At 69.4% G+C, this 25,854-nt stretch carries 24 protein-coding genes and 1 pseudogene; 10 read left to right on the top strand and 15 right to left on the bottom strand.

Annotated elements, in window-relative coordinates; translation table 11 throughout:
* Positions 1-35 precede the first annotated feature (35 nt).
* The 3 genes from AB7E83_RS22090 (at position 36) to AB7E83_RS22080 (ending at position 2,003) form a co-directional block, all read left to right on the top strand.
* Positions 36-797: a histidine phosphatase family protein gene (locus AB7E83_RS22090; protein WP_428572978.1), complete on the top strand. Its 762-nt coding sequence runs from the start codon at positions 36-38 to the stop codon at positions 795-797.
* On the top strand, positions 794-1,657 hold the full coding sequence (locus AB7E83_RS22085) for an NAD(P)H-hydrate dehydratase (RefSeq protein ID WP_428572977.1): 864 nt from the start codon (positions 794-796) through the stop codon (positions 1,655-1,657). The genes AB7E83_RS22090 and AB7E83_RS22085 overlap by 4 nt, the downstream gene beginning before the upstream one ends.
* A gap of 142 nt (positions 1,658-1,799) precedes the next feature.
* Positions 1,800-2,003 carry a hypothetical protein gene (locus AB7E83_RS22080; RefSeq protein ID WP_428572976.1) on the top strand — a complete coding sequence of 68 codons (204 nt, stop codon included), beginning with the start codon at positions 1,800-1,802 and terminating at the stop codon, positions 2,001-2,003.
* Between the two features lie 30 nt (positions 2,004-2,033).
* Here AB7E83_RS22080 and AB7E83_RS22075 read toward each other — a convergent pair whose 3' ends face one another.
* On the bottom strand, positions 2,034-3,308 hold the full coding sequence (locus AB7E83_RS22075; RefSeq protein ID WP_428572975.1) for a lytic murein transglycosylase: 1,275 nt from the start codon (positions 3,306-3,308) through the stop codon (positions 2,034-2,036).
* 80 nt (positions 3,309-3,388) lie between these two features.
* On the opposite strand from AB7E83_RS22075, the gene AB7E83_RS22070 reads away from it, so the two are divergent.
* Both AB7E83_RS22070 and AB7E83_RS22065 read left to right on the top strand, forming a co-directional pair.
* On the top strand, positions 3,389-4,642 hold the full coding sequence (locus AB7E83_RS22070; RefSeq protein ID WP_428572974.1) for an MFS transporter: 1,254 nt from the start codon (positions 3,389-3,391) through the stop codon (positions 4,640-4,642).
* 53 nt (positions 4,643-4,695) lie between these two features.
* The gene (locus tag AB7E83_RS22065; RefSeq protein WP_428572973.1) at positions 4,696-6,921 is read left to right on the top strand and encodes a hypothetical protein; all 2,226 of its coding nucleotides are present in this window, start codon (positions 4,696-4,698) and stop codon (positions 6,919-6,921) included.
* Positions 6,922-6,930: 9 nt separating this feature from the next.
* On the opposite strand, the gene AB7E83_RS22060 is transcribed toward AB7E83_RS22065, so the two are convergent.
* Positions 6,931-7,752, bottom strand: a complete 822-nt coding sequence (locus tag AB7E83_RS22060) for a metallophosphoesterase family protein (RefSeq protein ID WP_428572972.1) — start codon at positions 7,750-7,752, stop codon at positions 6,931-6,933.
* Positions 7,753-7,930: 178 nt separating this feature from the next.
* On the opposite strand from AB7E83_RS22060, the gene AB7E83_RS22055 reads away from it, so the two are divergent.
* Positions 7,931-8,806, top strand: a complete 876-nt coding sequence (locus AB7E83_RS22055; protein ID WP_428572971.1) for a nucleotidyltransferase — start codon at positions 7,931-7,933, stop codon at positions 8,804-8,806.
* Positions 8,807-8,828: 22 nt separating this feature from the next.
* On the opposite strand, the gene AB7E83_RS22050 is transcribed toward AB7E83_RS22055, so the two are convergent.
* Genes AB7E83_RS22050 through AB7E83_RS22030 form a run of 5 tightly spaced genes read right to left on the bottom strand, consistent with a single transcriptional unit; the run spans position 8,829 to position 12,546 of the window.
* Positions 8,829-10,175, bottom strand: a complete 1,347-nt coding sequence (locus AB7E83_RS22050) for an ATP-binding protein (RefSeq protein ID WP_428572970.1) — start codon at positions 10,173-10,175, stop codon at positions 8,829-8,831.
* Positions 10,172-10,843 (bottom strand): response regulator transcription factor, encoded by a 672-nt coding sequence (locus AB7E83_RS22045; protein WP_428572969.1) that lies wholly within the window; start codon positions 10,841-10,843, stop codon positions 10,172-10,174. Before AB7E83_RS22045 ends, AB7E83_RS22050 begins: the two co-directional genes overlap by 4 nt.
* A gap of 13 nt (positions 10,844-10,856) precedes the next feature.
* On the bottom strand, positions 10,857-11,177 hold the full coding sequence (locus tag AB7E83_RS22040) for a PepSY domain-containing protein (protein ID WP_428572968.1): 321 nt from the start codon (positions 11,175-11,177) through the stop codon (positions 10,857-10,859).
* A gap of 3 nt (positions 11,178-11,180) precedes the next feature.
* Positions 11,181-11,726 carry a glycine zipper 2TM domain-containing protein gene (locus AB7E83_RS22035; protein ID WP_428572967.1) on the bottom strand — a complete coding sequence of 182 codons (546 nt, stop codon included), beginning with the start codon at positions 11,724-11,726 and terminating at the stop codon, positions 11,181-11,183.
* 34 nt (positions 11,727-11,760) lie between these two features.
* Positions 11,761-12,546: a hypothetical protein gene (locus tag AB7E83_RS22030; protein ID WP_428572966.1), complete on the bottom strand. Its 786-nt coding sequence runs from the start codon at positions 12,544-12,546 to the stop codon at positions 11,761-11,763.
* A gap of 143 nt (positions 12,547-12,689) precedes the next feature.
* Between AB7E83_RS22030 and AB7E83_RS22025 the strand changes: the two genes are divergently transcribed.
* The 3 genes from AB7E83_RS22025 to AB7E83_RS22015 are packed head-to-tail and all read left to right on the top strand — an operon-like array spanning position 12,690 to position 15,924.
* Positions 12,690-13,652, top strand: coding sequence for a Bug family tripartite tricarboxylate transporter substrate binding protein (locus AB7E83_RS22025; RefSeq protein ID WP_428572965.1), 963 nt, complete (start codon positions 12,690-12,692; stop codon positions 13,650-13,652).
* An 8-nt stretch (positions 13,653-13,660) separates the two neighbouring features.
* The gene (locus AB7E83_RS22020; RefSeq protein ID WP_428572995.1) at positions 13,661-15,172 is read left to right on the top strand and encodes a class I adenylate-forming enzyme family protein; all 1,512 of its coding nucleotides are present in this window, start codon (positions 13,661-13,663) and stop codon (positions 15,170-15,172) included.
* A complete protein-coding gene (locus AB7E83_RS22015; RefSeq protein WP_428572964.1) occupies positions 15,169-15,924 on the top strand; it encodes a FadR/GntR family transcriptional regulator in 756 nt (251 codons plus the stop codon). The genes AB7E83_RS22020 and AB7E83_RS22015 overlap by 4 nt, the downstream gene beginning before the upstream one ends.
* A 42-nt stretch (positions 15,925-15,966) precedes the next feature.
* On the opposite strand, the gene AB7E83_RS22010 is transcribed toward AB7E83_RS22015, so the two are convergent.
* Genes AB7E83_RS22010 through AB7E83_RS21980 form a run of 7 tightly spaced genes read right to left on the bottom strand, consistent with a single transcriptional unit; the run spans position 15,967 to position 23,823 of the window.
* Positions 15,967-16,947 (bottom strand): Bug family tripartite tricarboxylate transporter substrate binding protein, encoded by a 981-nt coding sequence (locus AB7E83_RS22010; RefSeq protein WP_428572963.1) that lies wholly within the window; start codon positions 16,945-16,947, stop codon positions 15,967-15,969.
* Complete coding sequence (locus AB7E83_RS22005; protein ID WP_428572962.1) at positions 16,944-18,095, bottom strand: acyl-CoA dehydrogenase family protein; 1,152 nt, start codon at positions 18,093-18,095, stop codon at positions 16,944-16,946. The genes AB7E83_RS22010 and AB7E83_RS22005 overlap by 4 nt, the downstream gene beginning before the upstream one ends.
* Positions 18,092-19,297, bottom strand: coding sequence for an acyl-CoA dehydrogenase family protein (locus tag AB7E83_RS22000; RefSeq protein ID WP_428572961.1), 1,206 nt, complete (start codon positions 19,295-19,297; stop codon positions 18,092-18,094). The genes AB7E83_RS22005 and AB7E83_RS22000 overlap by 4 nt, the downstream gene beginning before the upstream one ends.
* Complete coding sequence (locus tag AB7E83_RS21995; protein ID WP_428572960.1) at positions 19,297-20,175, bottom strand: enoyl-CoA hydratase/isomerase family protein; 879 nt, start codon at positions 20,173-20,175, stop codon at positions 19,297-19,299. Before AB7E83_RS21995 ends, AB7E83_RS22000 begins: the two co-directional genes overlap by 1 nt.
* Positions 20,172-21,362, bottom strand: coding sequence for a CaiB/BaiF CoA transferase family protein (locus AB7E83_RS21990; protein ID WP_428572959.1), 1,191 nt, complete (start codon positions 21,360-21,362; stop codon positions 20,172-20,174). The genes AB7E83_RS21995 and AB7E83_RS21990 overlap by 4 nt, the downstream gene beginning before the upstream one ends.
* Positions 21,359-22,972 (bottom strand): class I adenylate-forming enzyme family protein, encoded by a 1,614-nt coding sequence (locus AB7E83_RS21985; RefSeq protein WP_428572958.1) that lies wholly within the window; start codon positions 22,970-22,972, stop codon positions 21,359-21,361. The genes AB7E83_RS21990 and AB7E83_RS21985 overlap by 4 nt, the downstream gene beginning before the upstream one ends.
* The gene (locus AB7E83_RS21980; RefSeq protein ID WP_428572957.1) at positions 22,969-23,823 is read right to left on the bottom strand and encodes an enoyl-CoA hydratase-related protein; all 855 of its coding nucleotides are present in this window, start codon (positions 23,821-23,823) and stop codon (positions 22,969-22,971) included. The genes AB7E83_RS21985 and AB7E83_RS21980 overlap by 4 nt, the downstream gene beginning before the upstream one ends.
* A gap of 96 nt (positions 23,824-23,919) precedes the next feature.
* Between AB7E83_RS21980 and AB7E83_RS21975 the strand changes: the two are divergent.
* Positions 23,920-24,669, top strand: a pseudogene (locus tag AB7E83_RS21975) (class I adenylate-forming enzyme family protein); the annotation flags it as partial.
* 50 nt (positions 24,670-24,719) lie between these two features.
* On the opposite strand, the gene AB7E83_RS21970 reads toward AB7E83_RS21975, so the two are convergent.
* A partial coding sequence (locus AB7E83_RS21970; protein WP_428572956.1) for a hypothetical protein occupies positions 24,720-25,854 on the bottom strand: 1,135 nt, incomplete at its 5' end.

Below are 25,854 nucleotides of genomic sequence, written 5' to 3'. Positions count from 1 at the left end.
GCTCCGACGCCCCGCGCCTGCAACACTGCAGCGCAATGAAGGAGCACTGGCCCCAGACCCTGTGGATCGCGCGCCATGGACAGAGCGCGGGCAATGTCGCGCGCGACGCCGCCGAGGCCGCGGGCCTCCCGCACATCGACGTGCAGTGGCGCGACATCGACACGCCCCTGTCCGACCTCGGCGTGCAGCAGTCCATCGCGCTCGGGCGGTGGTTTCGCGACATGCCGCTCGAAGCGCGCCCGCAGGTGATCCTCTGCTCGCCGTATGTGCGCGCGCGAGAGACCGCGCGCCTCGTCATGGAACACGCCGGCCTCCAGTCCGGCCGCGACGTGCGCCTGCGCGTCGACGAGCGCGTGCGCGAGAAGGAATTCGGCGTGCTCGACCGCCTGACGAAGCACGGCATCCAGCAACAGTTTCCCGAGTTGCACGAACAGCGGTCGCACGTCGGCAAGTTCTACTTCCGCCCGCCCGGCGGCGAGAGCTGGTGCGACGTGATCCTGCGGCTGCGCAGCCTCACGGAGATGATGACGCGCGAGCACGGCGGCGAGCGCGTGCTCGTCGTCGCGCACCAGGTCATCGTCAACTGCCTGCGCTATCTCGTGGACAACCTCGACGAGGCGCAGATCCTCGCCATTGACGCAACGGGCGACGTGCCCAACTGCGGCGTGACCTCCTGGCAGCTCGATGCGCAGCGCAGCGCGCTCCTGCCCGCGCTCGTGAACTTCATCGCGCCCCTCGTCGAAGCCGGCGCGCCCGTCACGGCGGCGCCCGACCAGCCGGTGGCGCCCAAGCCATGAAGCCGCACATCGAAGTCGACGACGCGCTGCTGTCGGGCTGGCCGCTGCCGCTGCCCGAAGCGGATTGCGACAAGGAAGGGCGCGGGCGCGTGCTCATCGTCGCGGGCAGTCCGGAGATCCCCGGGGCCGCCGTGCTTTCGGGCATCGCGGCGCTGCGCGCGGGCGCCGGCAAGCTCGCCGTCGCCACGACGCGAAGCGCTTGGCCCATCGTCGCCGCCGCCCTGCCGGAGGCGCGCGTCATTCCCCTCGACGAAACGCCCGAGGGCGGACCGGCGCCGGGCGTGGTCGAACAGTTGTGCAAGGTCGCCGAATCCGCATCGGCCGTGCTCATCGGCCCCGGCATGATGGACACGGCCGCGACGGTTGAGCTGGTGCACGCGCTCATGCCGCGCTGCGGCGACGGCGCGCTCATCCTCGACGCGCTGGCGATGGACGCCGTGCGCGACGGCATGCGTCACCGCCGCCCGTTCGCCCTGACGCCGCACGCCGGGGAAATGGCCCATCTCACCGGCGAACGCAAGGAAGACATCGAGGACGACCCGCGCAACGCCGTTGTGCGGCACGCGAACGCCTGGGGCGCCACGGTCGCGCTGAAGGGCGCCGCCACCTGGGTCGCCACACCCGAAGGCGAGCTGTGGCGGCACGAGATGCACGCGCCGGGCCTGGCCACCTCGGGCTCGGGCGACGTGCTGGCCGGGGTCATTGCCGGCCTGGCCGCGCGCGGCGCCACGCTCGAGCAGGCCGTGGTCTGGGGCGTCGCGCTGCATGCGCGTGCGGGGCTCGCGCTGGCCGAACGCCACGGCATGGTCGGCTTCCTGGCCCGCGAGCTGGCCGGTGAGATTCCGTTACTGATGCGGTAAGACGTTTCCTATAGGCATCGGCGGGCGACGACGCCGATGGCGGACAAACGTCGCGCCGCGGACAGGCCAAAGGATGATGGAGGTTCCCCGGTCCGTGTTCCATAGTGGAACCATCGAAGGCAATACCCACCGGAGAAGCATCATGAACATGACGACCGCCGAATACCAGCTGCGCTTCCGTTCCCTGTTCGACGCCGGCCGAGGCTATGCCTTCCCCTGCGATGCCGGTGGCCAAGTGGACCTCGACCACCTGAGCGAGCGCGCCCGCAACAACTACTTCTTCGCACGCGCCATGGTGGGCCGCGAACTCGCGGTTCCCGCCGTCGAGCTGAGCGCCCTGCACTGAGCGCGCCGCGCGCCCCGGCGGCGCGTGCGGCTACTGCATCAGCAGCCGCATCGTGCGCTGGCCCACGCGGCGCCCCGCGGGCAGCCCCTTACGGGCGCGCTCGGCCTCGATGGCGTCGCGCGTGTTGCGCCCCATCACCCCATCGGCCGTCACCAGCGCATGGCCCCGCTGCATCAGCCAGGCCTGCAACTCCTTCACCTCCGCACGCGACAGGCCCGGATCGTCCGTCGGCCACGGCGTGACGATGCCCGGACCGCCGGCCAGCTTGTTCGCCAGCACCGCCACCTCCATCACGTAGCGGTCCGAATTGTTGTAGCGGAAGATCGTGTTGAAATTTCGCGAGACGAGGAACGCGGGACCCGGCAGGCCCACCGGAAGGAAGGGCACGACGACCGGATCGCCCGCCGCCTGCAGGGGCAGCGACGCGCCGCCCGCGCCGACCGCCTGCCAGCCCATGGCCGCCCACTCCGACACCTTCATCGCGCGATCCGTAAGCCGGATCGATTTGCCCGTCGGCGTGAACTCCCGCTGCTGGCCGGCGGGGACCTTCACCTCGATGTAGACGGGCGCGCCCGCGATCCAGCCGCCGCGCCGCCGCAGGTGGTTCGCGGCCGAGGCCAGCGCATCGGGCAGGGAACCGATCACGTCCGCGAGTCCGTCGCCATCCATGTCGACCGCGAGCTGCTCGTAGCTGTCGGGCACGAACTGCGTGCGGCCGAAGGCGGCGGCCCAGGAGCCGACGAAGGATTCGGGCTTGACCTTGTTGTCGCGCAACAGGCGCACGGCGGCGTACGCGCGCTCGCGCGAACCGCAGGTGGCCGCACCGGGTGAGCACGGCCGCAGGCAGGCCAGGCTCACGGCCGCGTCGAGCACCGGAATCCGGCCGGCGGCCGGTCCGTAGTTCGTCTCGATGCCGTAGATGCCGACCACGATTTCCCTCGGCACGCCGAAGCGCTGCTCGATCTTCGCGAGCAACTCGGCCTCGCGCGCCAGCACCTCGCGCCCTTCGGCCACGCGCTGCTCGTCGGTGGTGGCGGCGATGTCGTCCCACCAGAACGTGGGCTCGCCCGTCTGCACGAGCATCGACTGGCGCACGCGGTCGTCGTACTTCGCGGTGGACGCAATGCGCAGGAAGTCGTCGCGCTTCAGGGGCCGGCCCGCGCTGCCTGTGTGCCCGGCCAGGCCCTTCACGCAGGCCGCGAACTGCTCGGGCGGCAGGGGCTGGGCGACGAGCGAGGACTGCGCATGCGCGAGCGGCGCAAAGAAGAATGCGACGGAAAGTAGCAGCAGGAATCGATGAACCATGCCGCGATGCTAGCGGCGAAGACCCTGCGCCGGGTCCCATTGCAACAGGGCGCATATGATCGGCCGCGAAGGAGGCGCGAGTGGTACAGAACAAAGCCGGCCGGTGGTATTTCGGCTGGAACATCGTGGCGGCGGCCAGCCTGCTCACGCTTCTCTCCTCGGGCATGCGGCTCAGCATGGGCCCCTTCTTCCTGCCGATGGCGCGGGACCTCGGCTTCAGCCGCAGCCTGCTTGCCGCCATCGTCGCCGTCGGCATGATCTGCTACGGCCTCGCGATGCCTTTCGCGGGCTGGCTCGTCGCGCGGCGCGGCACACGCTTCGTGCTGCTCGCCGGGGTCGCGATGGTGGCGGTCTCGGTCGTCTGGGCGGTACTCGCGACCTCGCCGACGCCCTTCCTGCTCTCGTTCGGCATTCTTCTGTCCGTCGGCCTCGCCTTTGCAAGCCCGGTGTCGGTCACGCCCGTCATCACCTACTGGTTCACGCGGCAGCGCGGCAAGGCGCTTTTCTTCCTCTCGACGGGGTCGATGGCCGGCATCGCCGTCATGACGCCGGTGCTGACCTTCGCGGTCGAAACCTTCGGCTGGCGCGCCACGCTGCTGGGCTACGGGGCGGCCTTCACCCTGATCGCGATTCCGCTGGCCGTTTTCGTGTTCCGCGATGCCGCGCCCGAGCATGCCGACCTGCTGCCCGCGGAGATCGAGGCCATGGTGGCGAACCCGCCGCCCGCGTCGAAAAGTCTTTCGGTGGCGCAGGTGCTGCGCACCGTGCCGTTCTGGATGATCTTCGCCGGCATGTTCGCCTGCGGCTTCTCGATGAACCTGCTCGGCACGCACGGCGTGCCGATGCTGATGGACCACGGCTACGACGCCTTCACGAGCGCGGCCGGCATCGGCGTGATCGGCTTCGTCGCGATCTTCGGCACGATGGTCCTGGGGCGCATGGCCGACCGCTTCCCGCGCCGTCATCTGCTCGCCGCGATCTACGGCGTGCGCGGCATCGGCTTCTTCGTCCTGGTGGTCGTCGGCACGCACTTCGAGCTGTACCTCGCGGCGACGATCGGCGGCCTGGTCTGGGCCGGCAGCATCGCGCTGTCGTCGGCGATCCTCGCGGACGTGTACGGCGTGCGCACGGTGGGCGTGCTCTACGGCCTGGCCTACGTCGGCCACCAGCTGGGCGGCATGCTCAGCGCGTGGCTGGGCGGCTGGGGCTACGAGACCTTCGGCACGCACTGGATCGCCTTCGGCGCGTCCGGCGCGCTGCTCGTCGCGGCCGCGGCGCTGTCGCTGCGGCTTCCGCCCCGAGGCTTTCGTCTGATGGCGGACGGCGCGACATAGGCTCATCCTGCACTTCGCGCGGGCTCACCGGCCCGCTTCGATGGAGTTGCACGATGAAGCGGCGCTACCCGGTGACCTTGCGGCTGGCCGATGCCGGCGAAATCTCCCTGTCCCTCGACGAGCGGTTCGCCTCCACGGCGCTGCGCTGGTCGTACATCGCACGCAACCGCGAACGGTGGACGGGGACCGCGGACCCCGGCAGCCGCAACGGGCCGCTGCACGACCTCCTCACGCCCGAAATGCTCGAACGCATCGCCGCCTCGGGCGTGGTCGAAGTCTCCTTCGCCTTCGGCCGCAAGGAGTCCGACGACTGGCCGCTGCGGGTGTTTCCCTGGGAATACGCGCTGGCTTCGGCGACGTCGCCGTGGCGCGATGCGCCGCTGGTCGTCGTGCGCCACGCGGCCGGGGGCGCGTCCTCGCGCGGCGGCGTGCGGCTCGCGCGGCCCGCCGTCGTGGAATGCGCAGCCGGCGCGCGCACACGCGAGGGCGGCGTTTCGTCCGAAGGCGAACTGATGCTGCGCTCGCTCGGCGCCGACGCATCCGACGCCGGCGCACGCCTGCGCAACCCGACGCTCGAGCAGCTGCGCCGCTGGATCGCGGGCCGGCGTCCGACGGTGCTGCACCTGGCGGGCATGGACAACCACGCGGCCGCGGCGCTCGGCGCGCCATCGCACCGCGATGCGGCGATACACGACGGCCTCGCCCTGCGCGGTGCGGACGCGCAGGCGCCGCAGCTCGTGGCGAGCGATGTCCTGGCGGCCGCGCTGTGCGGCGACGCAGGCGCGCCGGATCTGATCGTCTGCAACTTCTACAACTCCGCCTCGCGCGTCGCGTCCGAATGCGTGCGGCGCGGCGCGCGATTCGCCATCGGCTACCACGACACGATCCCCGACGAACATGCGGCGCTCTTGTGCGCCACGCTCTACCGGCTGCTCGCGGACAACGGCGGCGACATGCTCGATGCTTTCTCGGGCGCCCTCGACGCACTGCGATGCGAACCCGCGCCGCTGCATGGCGCCTGCATCGTCCTGTGGAGCGGGACCGCGCTGCTGCGCTCTCGCAACGCGCCGCGTCCCCGGAAGCCGGCACGTGCCCGCACGGCGCTGCAAGCGCCCCCGTGGCAACGGATCGCGGTGGAGGCCCGCCCGCTCGACAACCTCAACTACTCGCTGCTGCACAACCGCCAGAGTCCCCTGCAGCGCCTGCGCATCGCGCGCGCGGACGGCCAGGGCGAGATTCGCGACATCGCCGTCACGGTGGAACTGCAGGCGGGGGAAAGCACGGCGCGCTATCGCCGCACCCTCGCGCTCCCCGCCGACCGCGCCTTCCTCGACATCGACAAGGAAGTCGTGCTGCCGCTCACGTCCGCGCTCATCCGCACGCCGACGGAGCGCGTGCAGACCAGCCTGCGGCTGCACGTGGCGTGCGAGGGCGCGACCGTGCTGGAGGAAACGTATCGCGTTGGCCTGTGCCCCATCGACGAATGGCAGGACGGCGCGCGCGACGAGTGGCGCTGGCTGCCCTCGTTCGTGCTGCCGCGCGACCCCGCCGTCGCCCGCATCGTCGCGTCCGCGCAAGGCATCCTGCGCGCGCTCGCCGACGATCCCGCCGCGGGCTTCGACGGCTACCAGGGCGTCGATGCGAACGGCGACACCGATGCGCAGCGCTACGCCTGCGTCGACCGCCAGGTGCAGGCGCTCTGGTATGCCCTGCTCGACGTGTACCGCCTCGACTACATCAACCCGCCGCCCTCGTACGGCCGACGCACGCAGCGCCTGCGCACGCCCAGCCAGCTGCTGGCCGAGGGACGCGGCACCTGCATCGACCTGGCCCTGCTGCTCGCGGCCTGCATGGAAGCGATCGATATCCATCCGGTCATCTTCCTGCTGCAGGGCCACGCCTTCGCGGGCTACTGGCGCAGCGACGCGCTGCACGAGGAGTTCGTGCAGGTGCGCGACGTGGCGTTCGACGCCCAGGCCGCGCCGGACGCCGACTGCGAACGCGCCGAGGAACGCGGCGGCAGCGCGGGCGGCCTGCCCCGCTACGTGCTCGAGAATCGCCACCATGTCGAAGTGCGCCAGCGCGTCACGCAGCGCAAGCTGCTGCCGCTCGAGACCACGGGACTCACCTGCCGCGGCGGCTTCGACATCGCCGCGGCCGACGGTCGCGGCAACCTGCGCATCAAGAGCGAGTTCGAGGCGATGATCGACCTGCGCCTCGCACGGCAGGACGGCGTGACGCCCTTGCCGATGCTGCAGGACGCGACGCTTGCGGGCTGAGCGCGCGCGCTACTTCGCCACGACCGCCGCGCTGGACGAGACCGGCGCGGACACCGAGGCAGGCGTCGGCTCCTCCTGTGCCTCTTCCGAATCGCGCGGCAACTCGATCACGCGGAACGCCGGCTGGTCCGGGCGCTTGCGCAGCAACAGCGGCCGCGCGACGTTGAACACGGGCACGCCATTCATCGTCCTGCCTTCGAGGCTGCCGCGGTGCGCGTGCCCGTGGAAGACCGCATCGACCGGGTAGCGCAGCAGGGGCTCCTCGAGCCGGCTGCTGCCGAGGAAGGGGAAGATGTCCATCGGCTCGCCTTCGATCGTGCCGATCACCGGCGAGTAGTGCAGCAGCGCGATGCGCCGGCGCGTGCGCAGCTTGGCTAGCGCCGACTCCAGCTTCAGCGCCTCGTTGAGCGCCTCCTGCACGAACAGCTTGATGGCCGGCTCGCCCCAGCCGCCGAGCGAGCCGCGGCCGAAGCCGCCCGCGAAGCCCTTCGTGCCGGCGATGCCGACGCCTTCGATCTCGGTGGCTTCGCCATCGAGCACCCGCACGCCGGCCTTGGAGAGGACGTCGACCACAACCTCCGGGGTGCCCGATTCGAAGTCGTGATTGCCCAGGATCGCGACGATGGGAATCTTGACGACACTCAGTTCATCGGCGAGCACCTTCGCTTCCTCGGCCGTGCCGTAGTCGGTGAGGTCGCCGCACAGCAGCAGCACGTCGGCCGCCTCGGACGCCTGCGCGAAGAGCGGCCGCAGCGCGCCGCCGGAGTCCTTGTTCGCGTGGAGGTCGCCCACGGCAGCGAAACGCACCATGGCGGGAGAACGGTTCTGCATGCCGACGCTTCTTGTTGATGAGACATTCCCATGCTGCCGCGTCCCGGACCGGGCAGTTATCGTCCATCCCCCCCGGGATTTGTAGGCGCGGGCCGACGACGGGTGAGGCATTGCGGCGCCTGCACGAGGGCGTGCCGGCCGAGTCGCCATCCGCACGCCGCCGGCTTACCTTCGCCGCATGTGCATCACCAACCTCGCTCCATCCCTCGAAGAGGAAGTCGATCCGCAAACGGCCGACTTCTATCGGAGAGCGCTGCGCACCCTTGCCGACCACGGCATCGAGTTCCCGGTCGGCGGCGCGTTCTCGCATGCCTGCTTCACCGGCATTCGCCGCGCCACGAAGGACCTCGACCTCTTCATCCGCCACGAGGACTACGACCGCATCGCCGCGCTCATGCAGGCGCAGGGCTGGCGTACCGAAATGACCTATCCGCACTGGCTCGCGAAGGTCTATGCGGGCGACGAATTCATCGACCTCATCTTCAACTCCGGCAACGGCGTCACGCCCGTGGGCGACCGCTGGTTCCACGACAACGCCGATGCGGACGTGCTGGGCGTGCCGGTGAAGGTGGCGAACGTGGAGGACAGCCTGCTATCTAAAGCCTTCATCATGGAGCGGGAGCGCTACGACGGCGCCGACGTCGCGCACCTGATCCAGGCCGTGGCGGAGCAGCTCGACTGGAAGGGGCTGGTCGAGCGCTTCGGCCCCAACTGGCGCGTGCTGTTCGCGCATCTCACGCTCTTCGGCTTCATCTATCCCGGCGAGCGCGACCGCATTCCCGCATGGGTGATGGAGGAGCTGATCTCCCGTCTCACCGCGGACGTGCGCCGGCCGCCGGCGGAAGACGCGAAGATCTGCGCGGGCACGCTGCTGTCGCGCGAGCAGTACCTCCACGACGTGGAACAACTCGGCTATGTGGACGGCCGGCTGACCGCGGCGAGCACGATGACGCCGGAAGACGTCGCGGTGTGGACGGCGGCGATTCCGGCGCGGCAGGCGGCCCTGCCGGGCGCGTCCGGCGCCTCGGCCGGCGGCGCGGCTGCGACTCACTAAGAACGAAGCGACAAAGAAGCGCTCAGGGCGCCGGCAGGTCGATCGCGACGCTCGCGCCGCCGCTCGCGCTTCGGCCCAGCGACAGCGTCCCCTTGTGGCTCGCCACGAGGTCGTTCACGACCGCAAGGCCGACGCCGTGTCCCGGCACGCGCTCGTCGCCGCGCACGTGCATCTGCAGCACGGACGTGGTGTCGGCGAAGCCCGGGCCGTCGTCGTCGATGCGCAGCCGCAGCGTATCGCGCTCGGTCCAGATGCGCACGGCAACGCGAGCCTTCGCCCACTTCGCGGCGTTGTCCATCAGGTTGCCGAGCATCTCGAACAGGTCGCCCTCGTCGATCCGCCACGAGAGTTGCGGCGGGCTCTCGACCTCGATCGCGATGCCCTTGTCCGCATACACCTTCAGCAACGCATCGCGGATGCGGGCCGCGACGGGCGCCACGTCGATGCGCGGTGCGAACCGTGTCGCGCCGCCCGCTGCCGCGCGGCCGAGCTGGTGCTGCACGATGTCGTCCATGCGCGCGACCTGCTCGCGCACGGCAGGCCGCAGGTCGCCCGGCTCCTGCACCGCGCTGTGCAGCACCGCCAGAGGCGTCTTCAGGCTGTGCGCGAGGAAGCTCATGGCCTCCTTGTAGCGCGTCTGCCGGTCGCGCTCCTGGTGGATCAGCGCATTGAGGTTGCCGGTGAGCCCGGCGATCTCGTCCGGGTAACGACCCTCGATGGCCGGCTGGGTGCCCGCCTCCACGTTGCGGATCTCCGCGGCGACGCGCGCGAGCGGCGACAGCGCCCATTGCAGCAGCGCGACCTGCGCGAGCAGCAGCAGCACGCTCATGCCGCCCAGCCACATCCAGAGCGTGCGCGAGAACACGGCCACTTCGCGCTCGAACTCGGCGCGGTCCTGCAGCACCGACAGCACGAGCGGCGCCTGCTTGCTGCCCGCCGCCCAGTTCACCGCATAACTCACCGAGAGATAGCCGCGGCCCGGCGCGGCTAGCGTCTCGCTCAGCCACTGCCCGCGCGCGACGCCTTCGCGCCGGAACGGCACGTCGACGCCGACGCTCGATCCCGAGCGCCAGAGCTCGTTGCGGTTCGCGTTGTAGATGCCCGCATACAGCCCCGAGGCGGGCAGCGACAGGCGCGGCTGCGCGAGCTCGGGCGGCATCGCGAGCGCCCCCTGCTCGTCGAGCTCCGTGCGCGCGAGCAGGAGGTACACCGTGCCCTGCAGGCGCGCGAAATACGCTTCGCGCACGCTGTCCTCGTGCGCGCGATGCACCGCGAACCCGGCCGCCGCGACGAAGGCGACGAGCACCAGCGCCGCCCCCAGCAGCAGCCGCGCGCGGATCGAATAGCCGGGCGGCGCCAGGGCGTTCACTGCAGCGCGAAGCGGTAGCCCCGTCCGCGCACGGTCTCGATCGGCGAGCGCGTCCCGTCGGGATCGATCTTCCTGCGCAGCCGCCCGATCAGCACCTCGAGCACGTTGCTGTCGCGGTCCTCGCCGTGCGGATAGAGATAGTCCGTGAGGACCGGTTTGGACACCACCTTGGGCCGCTCGCGCACGAGGTATTCGAGCAGGCGGTATTCGAAGGCTGTGAGCTCGAGCGACGCGCCGCCCAGCCGCGCCGACTGCGAGGCGAAGTCGATGGCCAGGTCGCCGAAGGCAAGCACGTCGCCGGTCGCCTTCATCGAGCGGCGCAGCAGCGCCTTCACCCGCGCGGCGAGTTCGGGATAGTCGAAGGGCTTCACCACGTAATCGTCGGCGCCGGCTTCGAGGCCGGCCACCTTGTCCTGCCAGCTGCCGCGCGCCGTGAGGACCAGCAGCGGCATCTCGCTGCCCTTCGCCCGCAGCCGCTGCACGATCCCGAGACCGTTGATCTTCGGCAGGCCGAGGTCGACGATGGCGAGGTCGAAGGGATACTCCTGCGCGAGGAAGAGGCCCTCTTCGCCGTCGCCCGCGGCGTCGACCCGGTAGCCCTCGGCCTCGAGCTGCCGCGCGAGGCTTTCGCGCAGGGCCTTGTCGTCCTCGACGAGCAGCAGGCGCATGGGCGGATCGCGCCTAGAGCGACTTGCCCGACGCGACGTCGACGAGGAGGACGCGCACGTCGCCGCCCGGCGTCACGACCTTCACTCGCCACACCGCACGGCCCTGCACCTCGGCACGCTCCACGGCGAGCACGCGGCCGCCCGTCTCGCGCTTCACCACGGCCGCGGCATCGTCGCGCGACACGTCGGCGAAGGCTGGCCCCGCCGCGGCGAGCGCGCCGCCCGCCATCAGCGCGGCGAGCAGCGCGCGCAGCGCAGCGCGGCCGCCGCGAGCGGGCGGCACGCGGCGCGGCCCGGAGGTCGGTACGCCGGAAGGGAGGCGGTGCGGCTTCATCGTTCAGCGCCGATGGTACTCGCGCTCGTCGATCGGCGTGACCGACACGCGAACCGGCAGGCTGTTGCCGGGCTGCTCGCGCATCTGGGTCGTGTAGAGCTGGCCCCGGTATTCGTAGGTCACGCGATAGCCGGCGGCGCGCTGCTGCGTCTCGTAGACCGTGCGGCATTGGCGCACCTCGCGCGCGCCGTAGACCGGCGCCGCGGCGTCGCGGCTCGCGATGCGGTCGCCCGCGATCGCTCCGACCACGGCGCCGGCTGCCGTGGCGACGTCCTTGCCGCTGCCCTTGCCGACCTGGTGGCCGAGCAAGCCGCCGGCGACGCCGCCGATGAGCATGCCGGGCAGCGACGTCCCGGCCACCGGCGGCCGCGCGTCGTTGACCCAGGCGCTCGTGCATTCCTCGCGGGGCACCTGCACGCTCTCGTATTGCGGCTCGACCGACTGGACGCGGGCGCGATCGGTGAAGGTCGGCGCGCCGGCCGGCGCAATGGACTGCGCCTGGGCGCCGAAGGCGGCAAGCAGCGCGGAAAGGATCGCAAGTTTCTTCATGGCCTCTGACTCCTTGTGTGCAATTGGAAGTGGATTACCAGCGCTGGCCGATCACCTGCGCGCCGCTGCCGTAACCGTGGCGGCGGTCCGGGTCGACCACGTCGAAGCTCCAGCTGCGCCGGGTGGTGTTGCCGGCCTTGTCGCGAACGGTCAGCTCGGCGGTGTGACGGCCGGTGCCGAGGTCTTCGCGGTACTGGATCTCGTCGTTGTCGAAGCGCGAGAAGCGCGTCACGTCGCGGCCATTCAGGCGAAGCTGGACCGACGCCATGTCGATGCCGCTGCGGTCGTCGGAGAAGCGCGCCGAGATGCGGGTGCGGCCGCGCTCGCTCACGCGCTCGCCCTGCGACGGCGTGACGGCGGCGATGTCCGGGCCGCGGTTGTCGCGGTTGTCGCGGCGGTCGTCCCAGCGGTCGCCGCGCACGTCGACCTGGGCGGTCACGCGATGGCCCGCGCGGTGCAGCGTCGCGACGGCGCGCGAGAAGCTCTGGGGGTTGTCGCGCCGGCGCACCGTGTACTCGGTTTCATAGACACCCGGACGGGCTTCGCCCATGGCGAGGTTGTTCGCGACGCCGGGGATGTCGAGCGTCACGCGCGCGCCAGGCACGCCGACCAGGCGGAATCGCACTTCTCGGCCGGGCTCGACGCCGCCACGTGCGTTGAGCACGAAGCGCTCGATGGCGGGCGCGCTCGCTTGCGCGACCACGGCGGGCTGCACGTACACGTTGAGCTGCGCATTCGCGGGACTGGCCGCGACGGCCGCGCCCAGGGGGACGAGGAGCATCGAAAGGGTGGCGAGACGGGAGCGGAGAACGGTTTGCATAAGTCACCTCACATGGAATGGCGTTGATGTGGAAGTGAGTCTGCGCCCCGGTGCGTGAACGGGAACTGAACTGGAAATGAACGGTTCCTGAACGGAGTCGGTGACAATGCCTCTGCATCTCACACGCTCAGGAGACATCCCTCATGAAAAAATTCGCATTGACCGCCATGCTGGCCGGAGCCGCCGCCATTTCGCCCGCCGTCCAGGCGCAGTCCCCGCAGGTCCCCGGCACGGTCCGCCTCGTCGTCGGTTACTCCGCCGGCGGCCCGGTCGACCAGGCCGCGCGCATGGTGGCGCCGGTGCTCGCGCGCGAGCTCGGCGTGACCGTCGTCGTCGACAACAAGCCGGGCGCGAATGCCACGACCGCGGGCGACAGCGTCGCGAAGGCTTCGCCCGACTCGGGCCAGCTGTGGTTCGCCGCGAGCCCGACGGTCACGATCAGCCCGCACCTGATGAAGATGGCCTTCGAGCCGACGAGGGACCTCGTCGCCCTCGCCCCCATCCTGAGCTACTACAACGTACTCGTGGTGAACAAGGACCTGCCCTTCCGGTCGCTGAAGGACGTGGTCGACCACGCGAAGGCGAACCCCGGCAAGGTGTCGTACGGCTCCGCGGGCCTCGGCGGCTCCAACCACCTCTCCGGCGAACTGCTGGCCGTGCGCACCGGCACGAAGCTGCTGCACGTGCCGTACAAGGGCAACGCGCCCGCGATGGCCGACGTGATGGGCGGCCAGATCACGATGATGTTCGACATCATCAGCACCGCGCGCACCTACATCACCGGCGACAAGGTGCGCGCCATCGCCGTGACCTCGCCGCACCGCAACCCGTCGCTGCCCAACGTGCCGACGATAGCCGAAGCCGGCGTGAAGGACTTCGAGGTGGGCGGCTGGTTCGCCGTCTACGGCCCCGCGACGCTGTCGAAGCCGCTGGCCGCGCGCTACACCGCCGCGTTCGCCAACGCGTTGAAGGATGCCGAACTGAAGGCCAAGCTCGACGCCGCCGGCTTCGAGGTGTGGACGGGCGCGGGCGATGCCGTGGACGTTCGCGCCCGCAAGGAGCGCGACATGTGGGGCACGGTCACCAAGGGCATCAAGATCGAATGAGCAGCGCCATGTCCGAGCGGATCCACGACCTCTTCGACGGCTGGCTGGCGCGCAGCCCCGACCGGATCTTCCTGCACCTGCGCGGCGGCGACGGCGAGCCGCGCACGATGACTTACGCGGAGGTCGGCGCCCTCGTCGCCACGCTCGAGGCCGAGCTGCGCGCCGACGGCGTGCAGCCCGGCGACCGCGTGTTCGTCGTCGCCGAGAACTGCCCCGAGCACCTCGCGCTGGTCGTCGCATGCAGCCGCGTCGGCGCGTGGTCGTGCGGCGTCAACGCGCGCATGGCGCCCGGCGAGATCGCGGGCTTCGCGGCGAAGGCCGATGCGCGCATCGCGTACTTCACCACGGGCGTGTCGAAGGCGGCCACCGCGCACGCGGCGCGCTTCGACGCCTGTCCTTCCGCCGCCCATGGCCTTTCTCGCAGCACGCCCCGCGCGGACGCGGTGGCCGAGACCGGGCCGCTGCGCGACAGCGTTGCCGCGATCATCTTCACCTCGGGCACGAGCGGCACGCCCAAGGGCGTGCTGCTGACGCACGAGGGCGTGACGCTCTTCGGCCGCGTGTCCGCCGCGTCGCGCAACCTCGGCGAGGACGACCGCTCCTACGCCTACCTGCCGATGACGCACATCTTCGGCCTCGGCACCGTGCTCATGGCATCGCTGTACGCGGGCGCGACGCTGCTGATGCGCGTCGCCTTCGATCCGGCCGATGCGCTCGACGATCTCGCGAACCACGGCATCACGCAGTTCCAGGGACCGCCGGCGCTGTTCTCGCGGCTGCGCGCGCACATGGAGCAGATCGGCGTGAAGCATCCGCCCGCGCCGAAGCTGCGCTACATCTACACGGGCGCCGGGCCGCTCGACATGGCCTTGAAGCAGCGCGTGGAAGCCGCGTTCGGCAAGCCGCTGCATCACGGCTACGGGCTCTCGGAGTACGCGGGCTCGGTCCACCTCACGCGACTGAACGTGTGGCGCGAGGACACCTCGTCGGGCTACGTCGTCGAAGGCGCGGAACTCGTGATCGCCGATCCTTCAACCGGCGAGGCGCTGCCGGCCGGGGGCCGCGGCGAAATCTGGATTCGCGGCAAGGGGTTGATGCCCGGCTACTTCCGCGATCCGGCCGCGACTGCTGCCGTGATGCGCGAAGGCGGCTGGTATGCGAGCGGCGACATCGGCGAGCTCGCGCCCGACGGCGCGCTGTTCGTCGTCGGACGGCTGAAGGAGATGATCATCCGCTCGGGCTTCAACGTGTACCCGGGCGAGGTCGAATCGGTGCTCAATGCGTTTCCATCGATCGAACGCTCGGCGGTCGTGGGGCGCGCGGTGGAAGACGGCAACGAGGAAGTGCTTGCCTTCGTCCAGCTGCGCCACGGCACGGCGCTCGACGACGCCGCCCTCGCCGCGCACCTGCGCGAGAACCTCGCGCCGTACAAGCGGCCGAGCGCCGTGCGCGTGGTGAAGGAGATGCCGATGACGGGCAGCGGGAAGATTCTCAAGCGGGAGTTGCTGGCAATTCGATGAATGTCCCCGAGCCCGCCTCCCTCTTCAAGCCGGTGCGCCGTCGCACCTTCGAGGACGTCGCCACGCAGATTCGCGACCAGATCGCCAGCGGCGGCCTGAAGGAAGGCGACAAGCTGCCTCCGGAGCGAACCCTCGCCGAAGCGCTCGGCGTCAGCCGCAACACGGTGCGCGAAGCCTTGCGTTCGCTGGAGTACGCCGGCCTGCTCGAACTCAAGCCGGGGATGGCCGGCGGCGCGTACATCCGCAATGGCAGCAGCGGCGCGATCCGCGCCGCCTTCGACGACCTGATGAGCCTGGGTGCGCTCAATGCCAGCCAGCTCACCGAGGCCCGCGTCGGCATTGCCCGCGAGGTCGCGCGACTGGCCTGCAAGCGCTATACCGAGGCCGAGTTCGCGGGCTTCGAGGACAACTTCAGGCTCATGCGCGAGGCCGCGAGCGCGGGCGACCTGCGCGCACGGGTGCGGCACAACGTCGAGTTCCACCGCTTGCTGGCCGCGTCCGCCAGGAACCCTGTACTTCTGATCATGACGGACGTCCTGGTGGACCTCACGATGAACTTCGTGCGGCAGCTCGGCGAGATGCCCAACGAGTTCGTGGTCGAGTCGCGGGAGCGGATCATGGCCGCGCTACGCGACCGCGACGTGGAGCGGACCATCGCCGAATACGAGGCCTACCTGCAGAAGACGGTGAATCAATACTTGCGCGACACCGAGATCGACACCAGCAAGATCGCGCTGAAGAAGCCGCGTTGAAGAAGAAGGCGCGCGGATGCCGCGCGCCTTCTTCCGGCGCAATCACTTCTTGCCGGCCCTGGCGATCGCCGCCGCGCGATCGGCTTCGCGCGTCATGGTCGACACGAAGTCCGCCGGCGACGACGCCGAGGACTCGAAACCGAGCTTCTTCACCTCATCCACCACCTCCGGCATCTGCGCGGCCTTCAGAATGGCGGCATTGATCCGCCGCACGACGTCGGCCGGCGTGGCGGCAGGCACGACGATCCCGTACCAGACCTGCGCCTCGTAGTCGCGCAGGCCCGAAGCCTCGCTCACCGTCGGCGTCTCCGGCAGTGCGCTGGTGCGCTTGAGCGCGCCCACCGCCAGCGCCTTGAGACGGCCGCCCTGGATGTTGGCCAGCGTCGTCGACTGCACCGTGTAGTACATGTCGACCGTGCCCGCGATGGTGTCGGTGAGCGCCTGCGCGTTGCTCTTGTACGGAATCTCGCGGATGTCCACGCCGAGTTGCGCCTTGAGCACCTCCATCTCGAGCTGGCTGGGCGTGCCCGGGCCGGACGACGCATACGTCAGCTTCCCGGGATTGGCCTTTGCATAGGCAACGAGTTCGCGCAGGTTCTTCGCCGGCACGTTGGGATTCACCGCGAGCGCGAGCGGATTGGTGGCGATGCGCGCGACGGCCGCGAAGTCCTTGAGGGGGTCGTAGCCCGCGTTGCCCTGCGTGATCGGGCCGACCACGAACGGCGTCGTCGCCAGCAGCAAGGTGGTGCCGTCGGCTGGCTGCTTCGACGCATAGGCCGCGCCGATCATCCCGCCGGCGCCGTCGCGATTCTCCACGACCACCGGCACGCCGAGCTGCTCGCCCAGCACCCGCGCATAGATGCGCGAGATGGAGTCGACGCCGCTGCCGACGCTGAACGGCGCGACGATCTTGATGGGCTTGCCCGCGCCCTGGGCGCCGGCCATGCCGGGCACGAGCGGAAGCGCGAGGCCAAGCGCCAATGAGGCTGCGGCGAGCAGGCGAATGCGGATGCGATGAGTCATCGGTTGTCTCCTTCGGTGTGACGTGACGGGGCGCCGGCCCTGCGCTCCAGGATGCCGGCGATGAGTTCTCGTTGCGCTGCGGGCGCGCCGAGCAGCGATGCGTTGCCTCGCGCGCGCTTGAAGTACAGGTGGTTCTTCATCTCCCACGTGAAGCCGATCGCGCCGAACATCTGGATGCTGCGGTGCGTGGCATCGCGGTAGGCTTCGCTGGCGAAGCTCTGCGCCAGGGCCGCCGCGAGCGTGGCCGTCTCGTCGTCCTGCGACAGCGCCCACGCGCCGTAGAGCATGGCGGTGCCGGCGCACTCGGCCTGCGCAAGCATGTCCGCCAGGCCATGCTTGATCGCCTGGTAGGCGCCGATGGGTCGGCCGAACGCGACGCGCTCGCGCGCGTAGGCGGCGGTATCGTCCAGCACCGCCTGCAGGCCGCCCGCGCTCTCGGCGGCGAGCAGCACGAAGAGGCGGTTGCGAATGCCTGGCCATGCTTCGTCCCACCCCACCGGCAAGAGTTCGGCCGGCGCGGCGTCCCAGTCGACATGCGCGACCTGGCGCGTGATGTCCCGCCATTCGAGCAGCCGGGTGCGCACGGAGACCTCGCCCGCATCGGCGAGGAAGAGCCTGCGCTGACCTTCCAGCATCGCGGCCACCACGAAGCGGTCCGCGCCCACGGCATCCACGACGTAGTGGCTGGTGCCTGTCAGGACGTGGCGACCGTCGGCGTGTGCCGCCGCCTGCACGCCCGAAGCGGCCGCTTCGGCGTCTCCGCTCGCCGGCAGGTACGCCAACGCCAGCCGCGACGCTCCGGCGGCCACGTCCGGCAAGACGCGCGCCTGCTGCGACTCACTCGCTGCCGCGAGCAACGCCCATGTGCCGGCGAAGGCGCCGAAGAGCGGCGCGGGCGCGAGAAAGCGTCCACACTCGCGCGCGACCAGCGCCAGGTCGATGTCGGTCATGCCGAGGCCGCCATGCGCCTCGGGAACGGCCATGCCGGGCCAGCCCATCTCGCGGACCTTGGGCCACAGCTCCGCATACGGGGCCTGCGCCGCACCGGCGCCGGGCACGAGCAGCGGGGCGAGGTCCACCTCCTTGCGCAGGAATGCATGCGCGCTGTCGCGCAGCACGATGTGGTCGTCGTTCAGGGTGAAGTTCATGCGCCCTGCTCCCCGGCACTCGCGCGACCGATCTGCGAAAAGGGCGCATGCCGCGTCGGGTCCTTCTCGCGCGGGAGTTCCAGCACGCGTTCGGCCACCAGGTTCTTCAGGATTTCCTGCGTGCCCACGCCGAGCGTGACCGCGGGGCTCCACCAGAACGCATGGTCCCAGTTCGAAAACGGACCGCGCTCGGCCTTGGCCATGGGCAGCACGTCGCGATCCTTCACCATGCCCGCGACGCCCTGGCTGCGCTTGGCGAGATCGAGGAGGCGCTGGCCGTGCGGCGCCGCGATCATCTTGCGCACCGCCCCTTCGTGGCCCGACTCGCGCGCGTTCATGCGGTCGCTCAGCGAACGGAAGGCCAGCAGGCGCAGGATTTCGCCTTCGATCCAGATCTTCACCGCCTCGTCGCGAACCAGCGGGTCGGCGAAACGACCCGCGGCGACGAGCCCATCGACGAGATCGCGCGCCGTCGGCCCCGAGCCCCAGATCGCGCCGGGACGGGACAGGGCCACCCGCTCGGTCTGCAGCTGCAGCATGCTGAGCTTCCAGCCGTCGCCCTCCTTGCCGAGCAGGCGGTCGGCCGGCACCTTGACGTCGTCGAAGAAGACCTCGTTGTACTCGCCGCTCTCGCCGGTCATGTCGGCGATGGGGCGGACGGTGATGCCCGGGCTCTTCATGTCCACCAGGAACTGCGAAAGACCTGCGTGCTTGGGCACGGAGGAATCCGTTCGCGCCACCAGCACGCCGAGGTGCGCGCGGTCGGCGAGCGAGGTCCACATCTTCTGGCCGCGCACGACGTAGTGGTCGCCCTCGCGCCGCGCCGTCGTGCGCAGCGCGCCGACGTCCGATCCGGCGGACGGCTCGCTGAACAGCATGCACCAGATTTCCTCGCAGGCGAGCGCGGGACGGAGAAAGCGTTCGCGCTGCGCCTCGGTGCCGAACTTCAGGAGGCTCTGCCCGCAGTTGTTGATGGGGACGGGGTTGACGTGGTGCGGCGCACGCAGGCCGGCGCGGGCGATCTCGTCGTCGATGATCAGTTGCAGTTCGGCATCGGCGCCCAGGCCCCACGGACGCGGCCAGTGAGGAACGGCGTAGCCCCGGTCCGCCAGCTGCGCGGGCGTCGCGCGCGGATGCTCGGCGAGCCACTGGCGCACTTCGAGCCGGCGCGGGTCGTCCTGCGCGGGGAGGTTGAAATCCATCAGTCCTCCTCGGGCTTGCGCGTCGTGTCGTAGAACGCTTCGCGGTCGTGCGTCGAAGCCCGCACGCCCTTCACGCTGCGTTCCTTCATGAAGTTGTATTCGCCCGGCTCCCAGCGCATGTTCGTGGCGAGCGAGTGCAGCACGTGGCCGTAGGTGAACTGCGCGGTGACGCCCAGCGACTGCATCGCCATCGCGGTGGCCGCCTTGCCGATCGCGATGCCGTCGCGCGGCAGGCGCACGATGCGTTCGGCCCATTCCTCGCCCTTCGCGTCGAGCTCGGCGAGCGGAACGACCTTGTTCACGAGCCCGTTCATGCGCGCCTCCTGTGCATCCCACACTTCCGCCAGCAGCAGGAGTTCGCGGGCCTTGCGCGCGCCGAGCGTGACGATCTCCCACGCGTCGAGGTACGCGGCGCCCGACAGGCCGAGCTTCTGTTCGGGGTGCCCCAGTTTCGCGTTGTCGGCGGCGATCACGAGGTCGGCCGACTCCGCCATGTAGAGGCCGCCGCCGAGGCAGTAGCCCTTGACGAGCGCGACCGTCGGCTTGAGGAAGGTGAAGATGCGCTGGAAGCGCTCGATGTACTGCTTGTCGTACTGCAGGCGCGCACGCTGGCTCGCCCTGCGCTTGCGGCCGTCGGGATCCGTTCCGCCGGCATACTGGTTGCCCACTTCCGACAGGTCGTGCCCCGCGCAGAAGTCGTTGCCCGCGCCGCGCAACACGACGACGCGCACGTCGTCGTCGGCCTCCGCGCGGTCGTACGCGTCCATGAGCTGCTCCCACATGGGCTGGCTCATCGCGTTCTTCTTCTGCGGGCGATCGAGGGTCACGTAGGCGCGCCCGTCGCGCGCTTCGTAGGTCACACGTCCAGGTTCGCTCACTCTGCCGTCTCCGTGGATTGCGCCGCGCATTCGGCGAGGATTTCCCGCGTGTGCTCGCCCAGGAGCGGCGGCGGACGGCGGATGCTCATCGGGTTCGCGCCCATGCGCACCGGCGTGCGCAGCAGCGGCAGGTCGCCCACGGTGGGGTGCTTCACCGTCTCGACGAGCGAGTCGCGCACCACGGGGTCGGAGAACACCGCGTCGAAATCGCGCACTTCGGAGAAGAGCACTTCGGCCGCCGTCAGTCGCCGCGTCCAGCTCTCCAGCGTGTCCTGCGCCAGCGCCTGCGAAATCGCCGCGTCGAGCGCGGGACGGTTGCGCATGCGCGCCGCGTTGGTGGCGAAGCGCTCGTCGGCGACCAGTTCCGGCTGGCCGATGGCCCGCGCGAGATTGCCCCAGAATTTCTCGGTGTGGGCCACGATCATCAGGTACTTTCCGTCCGACGTGGCATACGTGTTCCAGGGCGCCATCTGATAGTGCGCGTTGCCCAGGCGCTCGGGCGTCTTTCCCGTCGAGAAGTAGTACTGCTCGCGCGGCACCAGCGAGAAGACGGTGGCGTCGAGCATCGAGATCTCGACGCGCTGGCCGATGCCGCTTGCATCGCGCTCGCGCAGCGCGGCCAGGATGCCGATGGTGCCGAAGAGCGGCGGCACGAAGTCCGACAGCAGCACGCCCGACTTGAGCGGGCCACTCTCCGGGGTTCCGTTGAGCTGCATGAGGCCCGACATCGCCTGGATGACGGGGTCGAGCGCCGGCCGGTCGCGATACGGGCCCGAGCCGCCGAAGCCCGACAGGCTGCAGTAGATGAGACCGGGGTTGGATTCCTTCAGCGCGTCGTAGCCGATGCCCAGTTTCTCCATCGTGCCCGGCCGGAAATTCTCGACCACGACGTCGACGCCCGCGGCCAGCGCCCGGATCGTCGCGACACCTTCGGCCGTCTTCAGGTCGAGCACGATGCTGCGCTTGTTGCGGTTCATGCTCAGGAAGTAGTCGCTCTCGCCGCACGGCCGGTTGCGCCCGATGTGGCGTGCGCTGTCGCCTTCGGGCGGCTCCACCTTCACGATGTCGGCCCCCATGTCGCCGAGCAGCAGCGTACACAGCGGACCGGCCACCATCTGCGTGAGGTCGAGCACGCGCACGCCGCGCAGCACGCCGGCGTTGCCGCCGGAATTCGATGGTTCGTTCATGCCTTCACCGCTTCCTCGGATTGCGCGGGCCAGAGCGCCAGCACTTCGCGCTTCACCACCTTGCCGGTGGCGTTCGTCGGCAGCGGCTCGTGCGTGATCCACCAGCGCGTGGGCACCTCGAAGCGCGCGAGCTGAGCCGCCGCATGCCGTGTCAGTTCGTCGACGGTTGCTTCCTCGCCGGGACGCAGCACGATGGCCGCGCCGACTTCCTCGCCCAGGTCCGCATGCGGCAGCGGCACGACGGAGGCCTCGGCGACCTTGGGATGCGTGCGCAGGCAACGTTCGACATGGACGCTGGCCACGTTCTCGCCGCCGCGGATGATCATGTCCTTCGAACGACCCACCACGTACAACCGGCCTTCGTCGTCGAGCCGGCCAAGGTCGCCGGAGGGGATCCAGCCCTCGCCGTCCGCCAGGGACTTGCCGTCGCCGAGGTAACCGGCTGTCGCCAGCGGCGAGCGGGCCATGATCTCGCCGACGCCTTCTTCGTTGGGGTTGGCGATGCGGATTTCCACCGTCGCGAGCGGCGTGCCGACACAGCCCGGACGTCCCTCGACATCCTTTCCCGCGCCCATCGACAGCACGCCGCCGACTTCGGTCAGGCCATACATCGTTCCCACGCGGCGGCTCGAATTGGGGAAGCCCTGGGCGACCGAGGCGCGCAGCTCGTAGGGGATGGGCGCGCCCCCCATCTGCACGCTGGAGACGCTGGACGTGTCGAACTCCGCGAAGCGCGGATGCTGCAGCACGCGCGACACCATGGTGGGAACGCTCCCCCAGGCGCGCACCTTCTCCTGCTGGATCACCTCGAGCGCTTCGAGCGCGTCGAACTTGCCCTTCAGGTACACCACTTTCCCGCCGGACAGCATGGTCATGATCGACACCTGGAAGCCGCCGATGTGAAACAGCGGCATGGTGACCAGGCTCACCGTCCCCGGATGGTCCGGCGACAGGTCGCTCGGAAGCCGGCCCGTCATCGCCATCAGATTGTGGATGTTCGCGATCACGCCTCGATGCGACATCACGACGCCGCGCGCCTGGCCCGTGGTGCCGGAGCTGAAGATCACGACGGCGGGCGCCTCTTCGTCGACGGGATCGAGCGTGAGTTCCGCGGATTCGCCGGACTCGGCGATGGCGCGGATTTCATCGAAGTAGATCACCTGCGCGTCGCCGGCGAATGGCGCCTTCGCGAGCTTGCGGTCCATGACGACGAAGGAGGGATCGACGAGGGCCGTCGCGTCGGCAAGCTCCTGCGGACTCCACCACGCGTTGCCGAGGGCCACCATCGGGCCGATGCATTGCAGGGCCCAGAAGCTCACCAGCCAGTCGATCTGGTTGAAGCCGAGCAGCATGACGCGGCCTCCGGCACGAACGCCACGCGCGCGAAGGTGCTTCGCGACGCGGGCCACGGCCTGCGCGTGTTCGCGGCCCGTGAGGCGTCGCTCGCCCTGCACGAGGAAAGGGCGGTCCGCCCAGCGCTGCGCATCGAGCAGGAGTTCGCCCATCGAATGCGGCCGCTCGGAATACATGCGGCAGGGGTGGCCGTTGGCCGTGCCGACTTCGACCCGGGTGCCCCACCGGCGGGGCGCCGCCGCTTGCGCCGCGCTCATGGCGCCGCCCCGGGCAGGCCGGCGAACTTCGGCTCGCGCTTCTGGGCCATCGCGGCGACCGCCTCCTTGTAGTCGGCCTGCTGCATGTGCTTGCCGATGAGCCGCTTGGAGTCTTCGATGCAGGCGCCGATGTCGTGCTCCATCAGCTCCGCGTAGAGCTGGCGCTTCGTCGTGAGCGCGGCCTCGGGCGACACGGTGCGCGCCATGCCGCGGGCGATCCCGGCGATGCGTTCGTCGAATTCCTCGGCCGGGAAAACACCGTTGAGGAAATTCATCGCGAGCGCTTCCTCGGCGGTGAACACGCGGCCGGTGAGGAGGATGTCCGCCGCGTGGGTCACGCCGACCTGGCGCGGCAGCACCCAGCCGAGGCCGTACTCGGCCGGCAGGCCGAGCCGCGCCGCGACCGTCGTGAACTTGGCGCCGGCCACCGCATAGCGCAGGTCGCAGTACGCGGCGATGGCAACCGCGATGCCGGCGCAGGCGCCGTTGATCGCGCAGATCACGGGCTTGCGCAGTCCCCACAGCCAGACGAGATCGTGGTCGAACTCGGCACGCACGCCGTAGCCGGGTTGCGCGGCCTCGCGCATGTCGACGGTGGAGAGATAGTCGCGCTCGTCCTCCGCGTAGAAGTCCAGCGCCTTGAAGTCCGCGCCCACGCAGAACTGCTTGCCGGCACCGCGCAGCACGATCACGCGCACGGCGGGATCGGCATCGAGCCGCGCCATGATCCAGCGGTACTCGACGTTCATCCGCCCCGTCCACGAGTTCCCACGCCCCGGCCGGTTGAATCGGACGGTGGCGACGCCGTCCTCGTCGACCGAGTAGTCGGTTACCTTGAGTTCGAGTTCCATCAGTCGCGCCTCACTTGGTTGGACCAAGAATTAAGATGCGCGAATATTACCCCCAATGAAACTTGGTCGGACCAATATCCCCTAGTTTATTTAGGGCTTTCCCACAGGGAACAGATCGGCGTGAAGCATCCGCCCGCGCGGCACCTGCGCTATGTGTACACGGGCGCCAGTCCGCTCGACATGGCCTTGGAGCACCGCGTGGAGGCGGCGTTCGGCAAGCCGCTGCACCACGGCTACGGCCTGGCGGAGTACGCCGGCTCGCTCCACCTCGTACGCCCGAACGAATGGCGCCAGGACACCTCGGCCGGGTACATCGTCGAAGGCGCCGAACTCATGATCGTCGATCCCGTCACCGGGCAGGCGCTGCCCGCGGGAGGGCACGGCGAGATCTGGATGCGGTGCCGCGGACCCATGCCGGGGTATTTCCGCGATCCCGCCGCAACCGCCGCCGTGATGCGCGAGGGCGGCTGGTACGCAAGCGGCGACATCGGCGAGCTTGCGCCGGACGGCGCGCGGTTCATCGTGAGACGGCTGAAAGAGATGATCATCCGCTCGGGCTTCAACGTGTACCCAGGCGAGGTCGAGTCGGTGCTCAATGCGTTTCCCTCCATCGAGTGTTCCGCCGTGGTCGGCCGTGCGGTCGAACACGGCAACGAAGAGGTACTCGCGTTCGTGCAGTTGCGCCACGGCGCGGCGCTCGACGACGCCGCCCTCTCCGCGCATCTGCGCGAAAACCTCGCGCCCTACAAGCGGCCGAGCGCGGTGCGCGTGGTGAGCGCAATGCCGATGACGGGCAGCGGGAAGATTCTCAAGCGGGAATTGCTGACGTTAATTCCGCAGGGGTGATCGCAGGAACGATCAATAGACGCCTAACTATAGGCGCCACCGGATTCAACTCAGACCATGAACTGTTGAATAACGCCACGCTGGTAGTCGGCCGCAAAGACAGGGTGTGCGGAGAGGTCCGCGCTGACGCTGGCGTGAGGATGACGTCCAAGTCTGCACGTATCGGGAATGCACTGGACAAAAGCGACGGGGCCAATGGAGGCTGCGTTACCCTTTACCCAGGAATGCTTCGACCCATGATGGGGAACCTGCACGACAGCAAGCTCGTCCCACCGGGGACCAAAATGCGACTTCATCGCTGAGATCTCCGAAGACGACATCGCGAGATCTCCCGTGAGAAGCAATGTCTGTCGACTCGCCGGAACACAGCCAGCCTCGGAGGAACAGGGGAAAAAGTTCCAGCTTCGCGACTGTGGCCGAATCATCATGCAGAGCGAAATGTTGTTCCTCGCGGGTCCGGTTGCGCCAAAGTGCCGGTCGTAAAACGAGCGGAGTGCAGGCCGCCATACGCGTGTAGGCAACCTCCCCCCAGAATTTATTCCCAGTCCTTGGAGCAGTTTCTGGAGAGCAGCACGAACTACATCCAAAGAAAGCCCGGACGAAGGAGCGACCTCGTTGGGAAGGGTTGAATTGAAGAACACGAATTCAAGTGGCAACTGATTCACGAGCTTGACCGAATTCGAGTGAGATTGCAGGTGAATTGCAGGTCCGTCCGGTTCTGAGTTCAGGAGGCGAAAATTCGCAGCCGCACCTTCTTCCGCTCGCACTCCTCGATCGGGAAGCGGAGGCTCCGGGAACATGACTTGGCTATCACCATCTGCAGCGTCCGAGCCACCCCGAACCAGAACGATCTGGTCCACACGCTCGCCTAAGCCACGAGCCAACAGCCAAGCTGGCGGGTCGAACTGGAATGCGGCCGTCGTCGAAGACATCGCGCCACCGGCGCGACCAGTGGCATTGAACAGGCTTTGGCGCAAAGGCATGTACGGAAGGGCAAGGTGCTCGACTCGGCGCTCCTGCAAAAGCGCTTCCACGCCGTGGACGTGATCATCGTCAAAGTGGGAGATCGCTAGAAGCTTGATGGGATCGGCATCACTTGCAACCGAACTCAGTTCGCCTGCGAATCGATGGACCATCGCTTTCACCTGAGTTGGTCGCTTCGATCCGCAATCGTATGCCCAACTT

This window comes from Ramlibacter sp., assembly GCF_050250995.1.
Lineage (GTDB): Bacteria > Pseudomonadota > Gammaproteobacteria > Burkholderiales > Burkholderiaceae_C > Ramlibacter.
The sequence above is the reverse complement of the archived record's forward strand: the minus strand, read 5'-3'. Positions and strand labels throughout refer to the sequence as shown.

Bases quoted from the DNA above. Each gene is read 5' to 3' on its own strand.
- AB7E83_RS22090 (WP_428572978.1), top strand. From the start codon at position 36: ATGAAGGAGCACTGGCCCCAGACCCTGTGGATCGCGCGCCATGGACAG.
- AB7E83_RS22085 (WP_428572977.1), top strand. From the start codon at position 794: ATGAAGCCGCACATCGAAGTCGACGACGCGCTGCTGTCGGGCTGGCCG.
- AB7E83_RS22080 (WP_428572976.1), top strand. From the start codon at position 1,800: ATGAACATGACGACCGCCGAATACCAGCTGCGCTTCCGTTCCCTGTTC.
- AB7E83_RS22075 (WP_428572975.1), bottom strand. From the start codon at position 3,308: ATGGTTCATCGATTCCTGCTGCTACTTTCCGTCGCATTCTTCTTTGCG.
- AB7E83_RS22065 (WP_428572973.1), top strand. From the start codon at position 4,696: ATGAAGCGGCGCTACCCGGTGACCTTGCGGCTGGCCGATGCCGGCGAA.
- AB7E83_RS22060 (WP_428572972.1), bottom strand. From the start codon at position 7,752: ATGCAGAACCGTTCTCCCGCCATGGTGCGTTTCGCTGCCGTGGGCGAC.
- AB7E83_RS22055 (WP_428572971.1), top strand. From the start codon at position 7,931: ATGTGCATCACCAACCTCGCTCCATCCCTCGAAGAGGAAGTCGATCCG.
- AB7E83_RS22045 (WP_428572969.1), bottom strand. From the start codon at position 10,843: ATGCGCCTGCTGCTCGTCGAGGACGACAAGGCCCTGCGCGAAAGCCTC.
- AB7E83_RS22040 (WP_428572968.1), bottom strand. From the start codon at position 11,177: ATGAAGCCGCACCGCCTCCCTTCCGGCGTACCGACCTCCGGGCCGCGC.
- AB7E83_RS22035 (WP_428572967.1), bottom strand. From the start codon at position 11,726: ATGAAGAAACTTGCGATCCTTTCCGCGCTGCTTGCCGCCTTCGGCGCC.
- AB7E83_RS22030 (WP_428572966.1), bottom strand. From the start codon at position 12,546: ATGCAAACCGTTCTCCGCTCCCGTCTCGCCACCCTTTCGATGCTCCTC.
- AB7E83_RS22025 (WP_428572965.1), top strand. From the start codon at position 12,690: ATGAAAAAATTCGCATTGACCGCCATGCTGGCCGGAGCCGCCGCCATT.
- AB7E83_RS22020 (WP_428572995.1), top strand. From the start codon at position 13,661: ATGTCCGAGCGGATCCACGACCTCTTCGACGGCTGGCTGGCGCGCAGC.
- AB7E83_RS22015 (WP_428572964.1), top strand. From the start codon at position 15,169: ATGAATGTCCCCGAGCCCGCCTCCCTCTTCAAGCCGGTGCGCCGTCGC.
- AB7E83_RS22010 (WP_428572963.1), bottom strand. From the start codon at position 16,947: ATGACTCATCGCATCCGCATTCGCCTGCTCGCCGCAGCCTCATTGGCG.
- AB7E83_RS22005 (WP_428572962.1), bottom strand. From the start codon at position 18,095: ATGAACTTCACCCTGAACGACGACCACATCGTGCTGCGCGACAGCGCG.
- AB7E83_RS22000 (WP_428572961.1), bottom strand. From the start codon at position 19,297: ATGGATTTCAACCTCCCCGCGCAGGACGACCCGCGCCGGCTCGAAGTG.
- AB7E83_RS21990 (WP_428572959.1), bottom strand. From the start codon at position 21,362: ATGAACGAACCATCGAATTCCGGCGGCAACGCCGGCGTGCTGCGCGGC.
- AB7E83_RS21985 (WP_428572958.1), bottom strand. From the start codon at position 22,972: ATGAGCGCGGCGCAAGCGGCGGCGCCCCGCCGGTGGGGCACCCGGGTC.
- AB7E83_RS21980 (WP_428572957.1), bottom strand. From the start codon at position 23,823: ATGGAACTCGAACTCAAGGTAACCGACTACTCGGTCGACGAGGACGGC.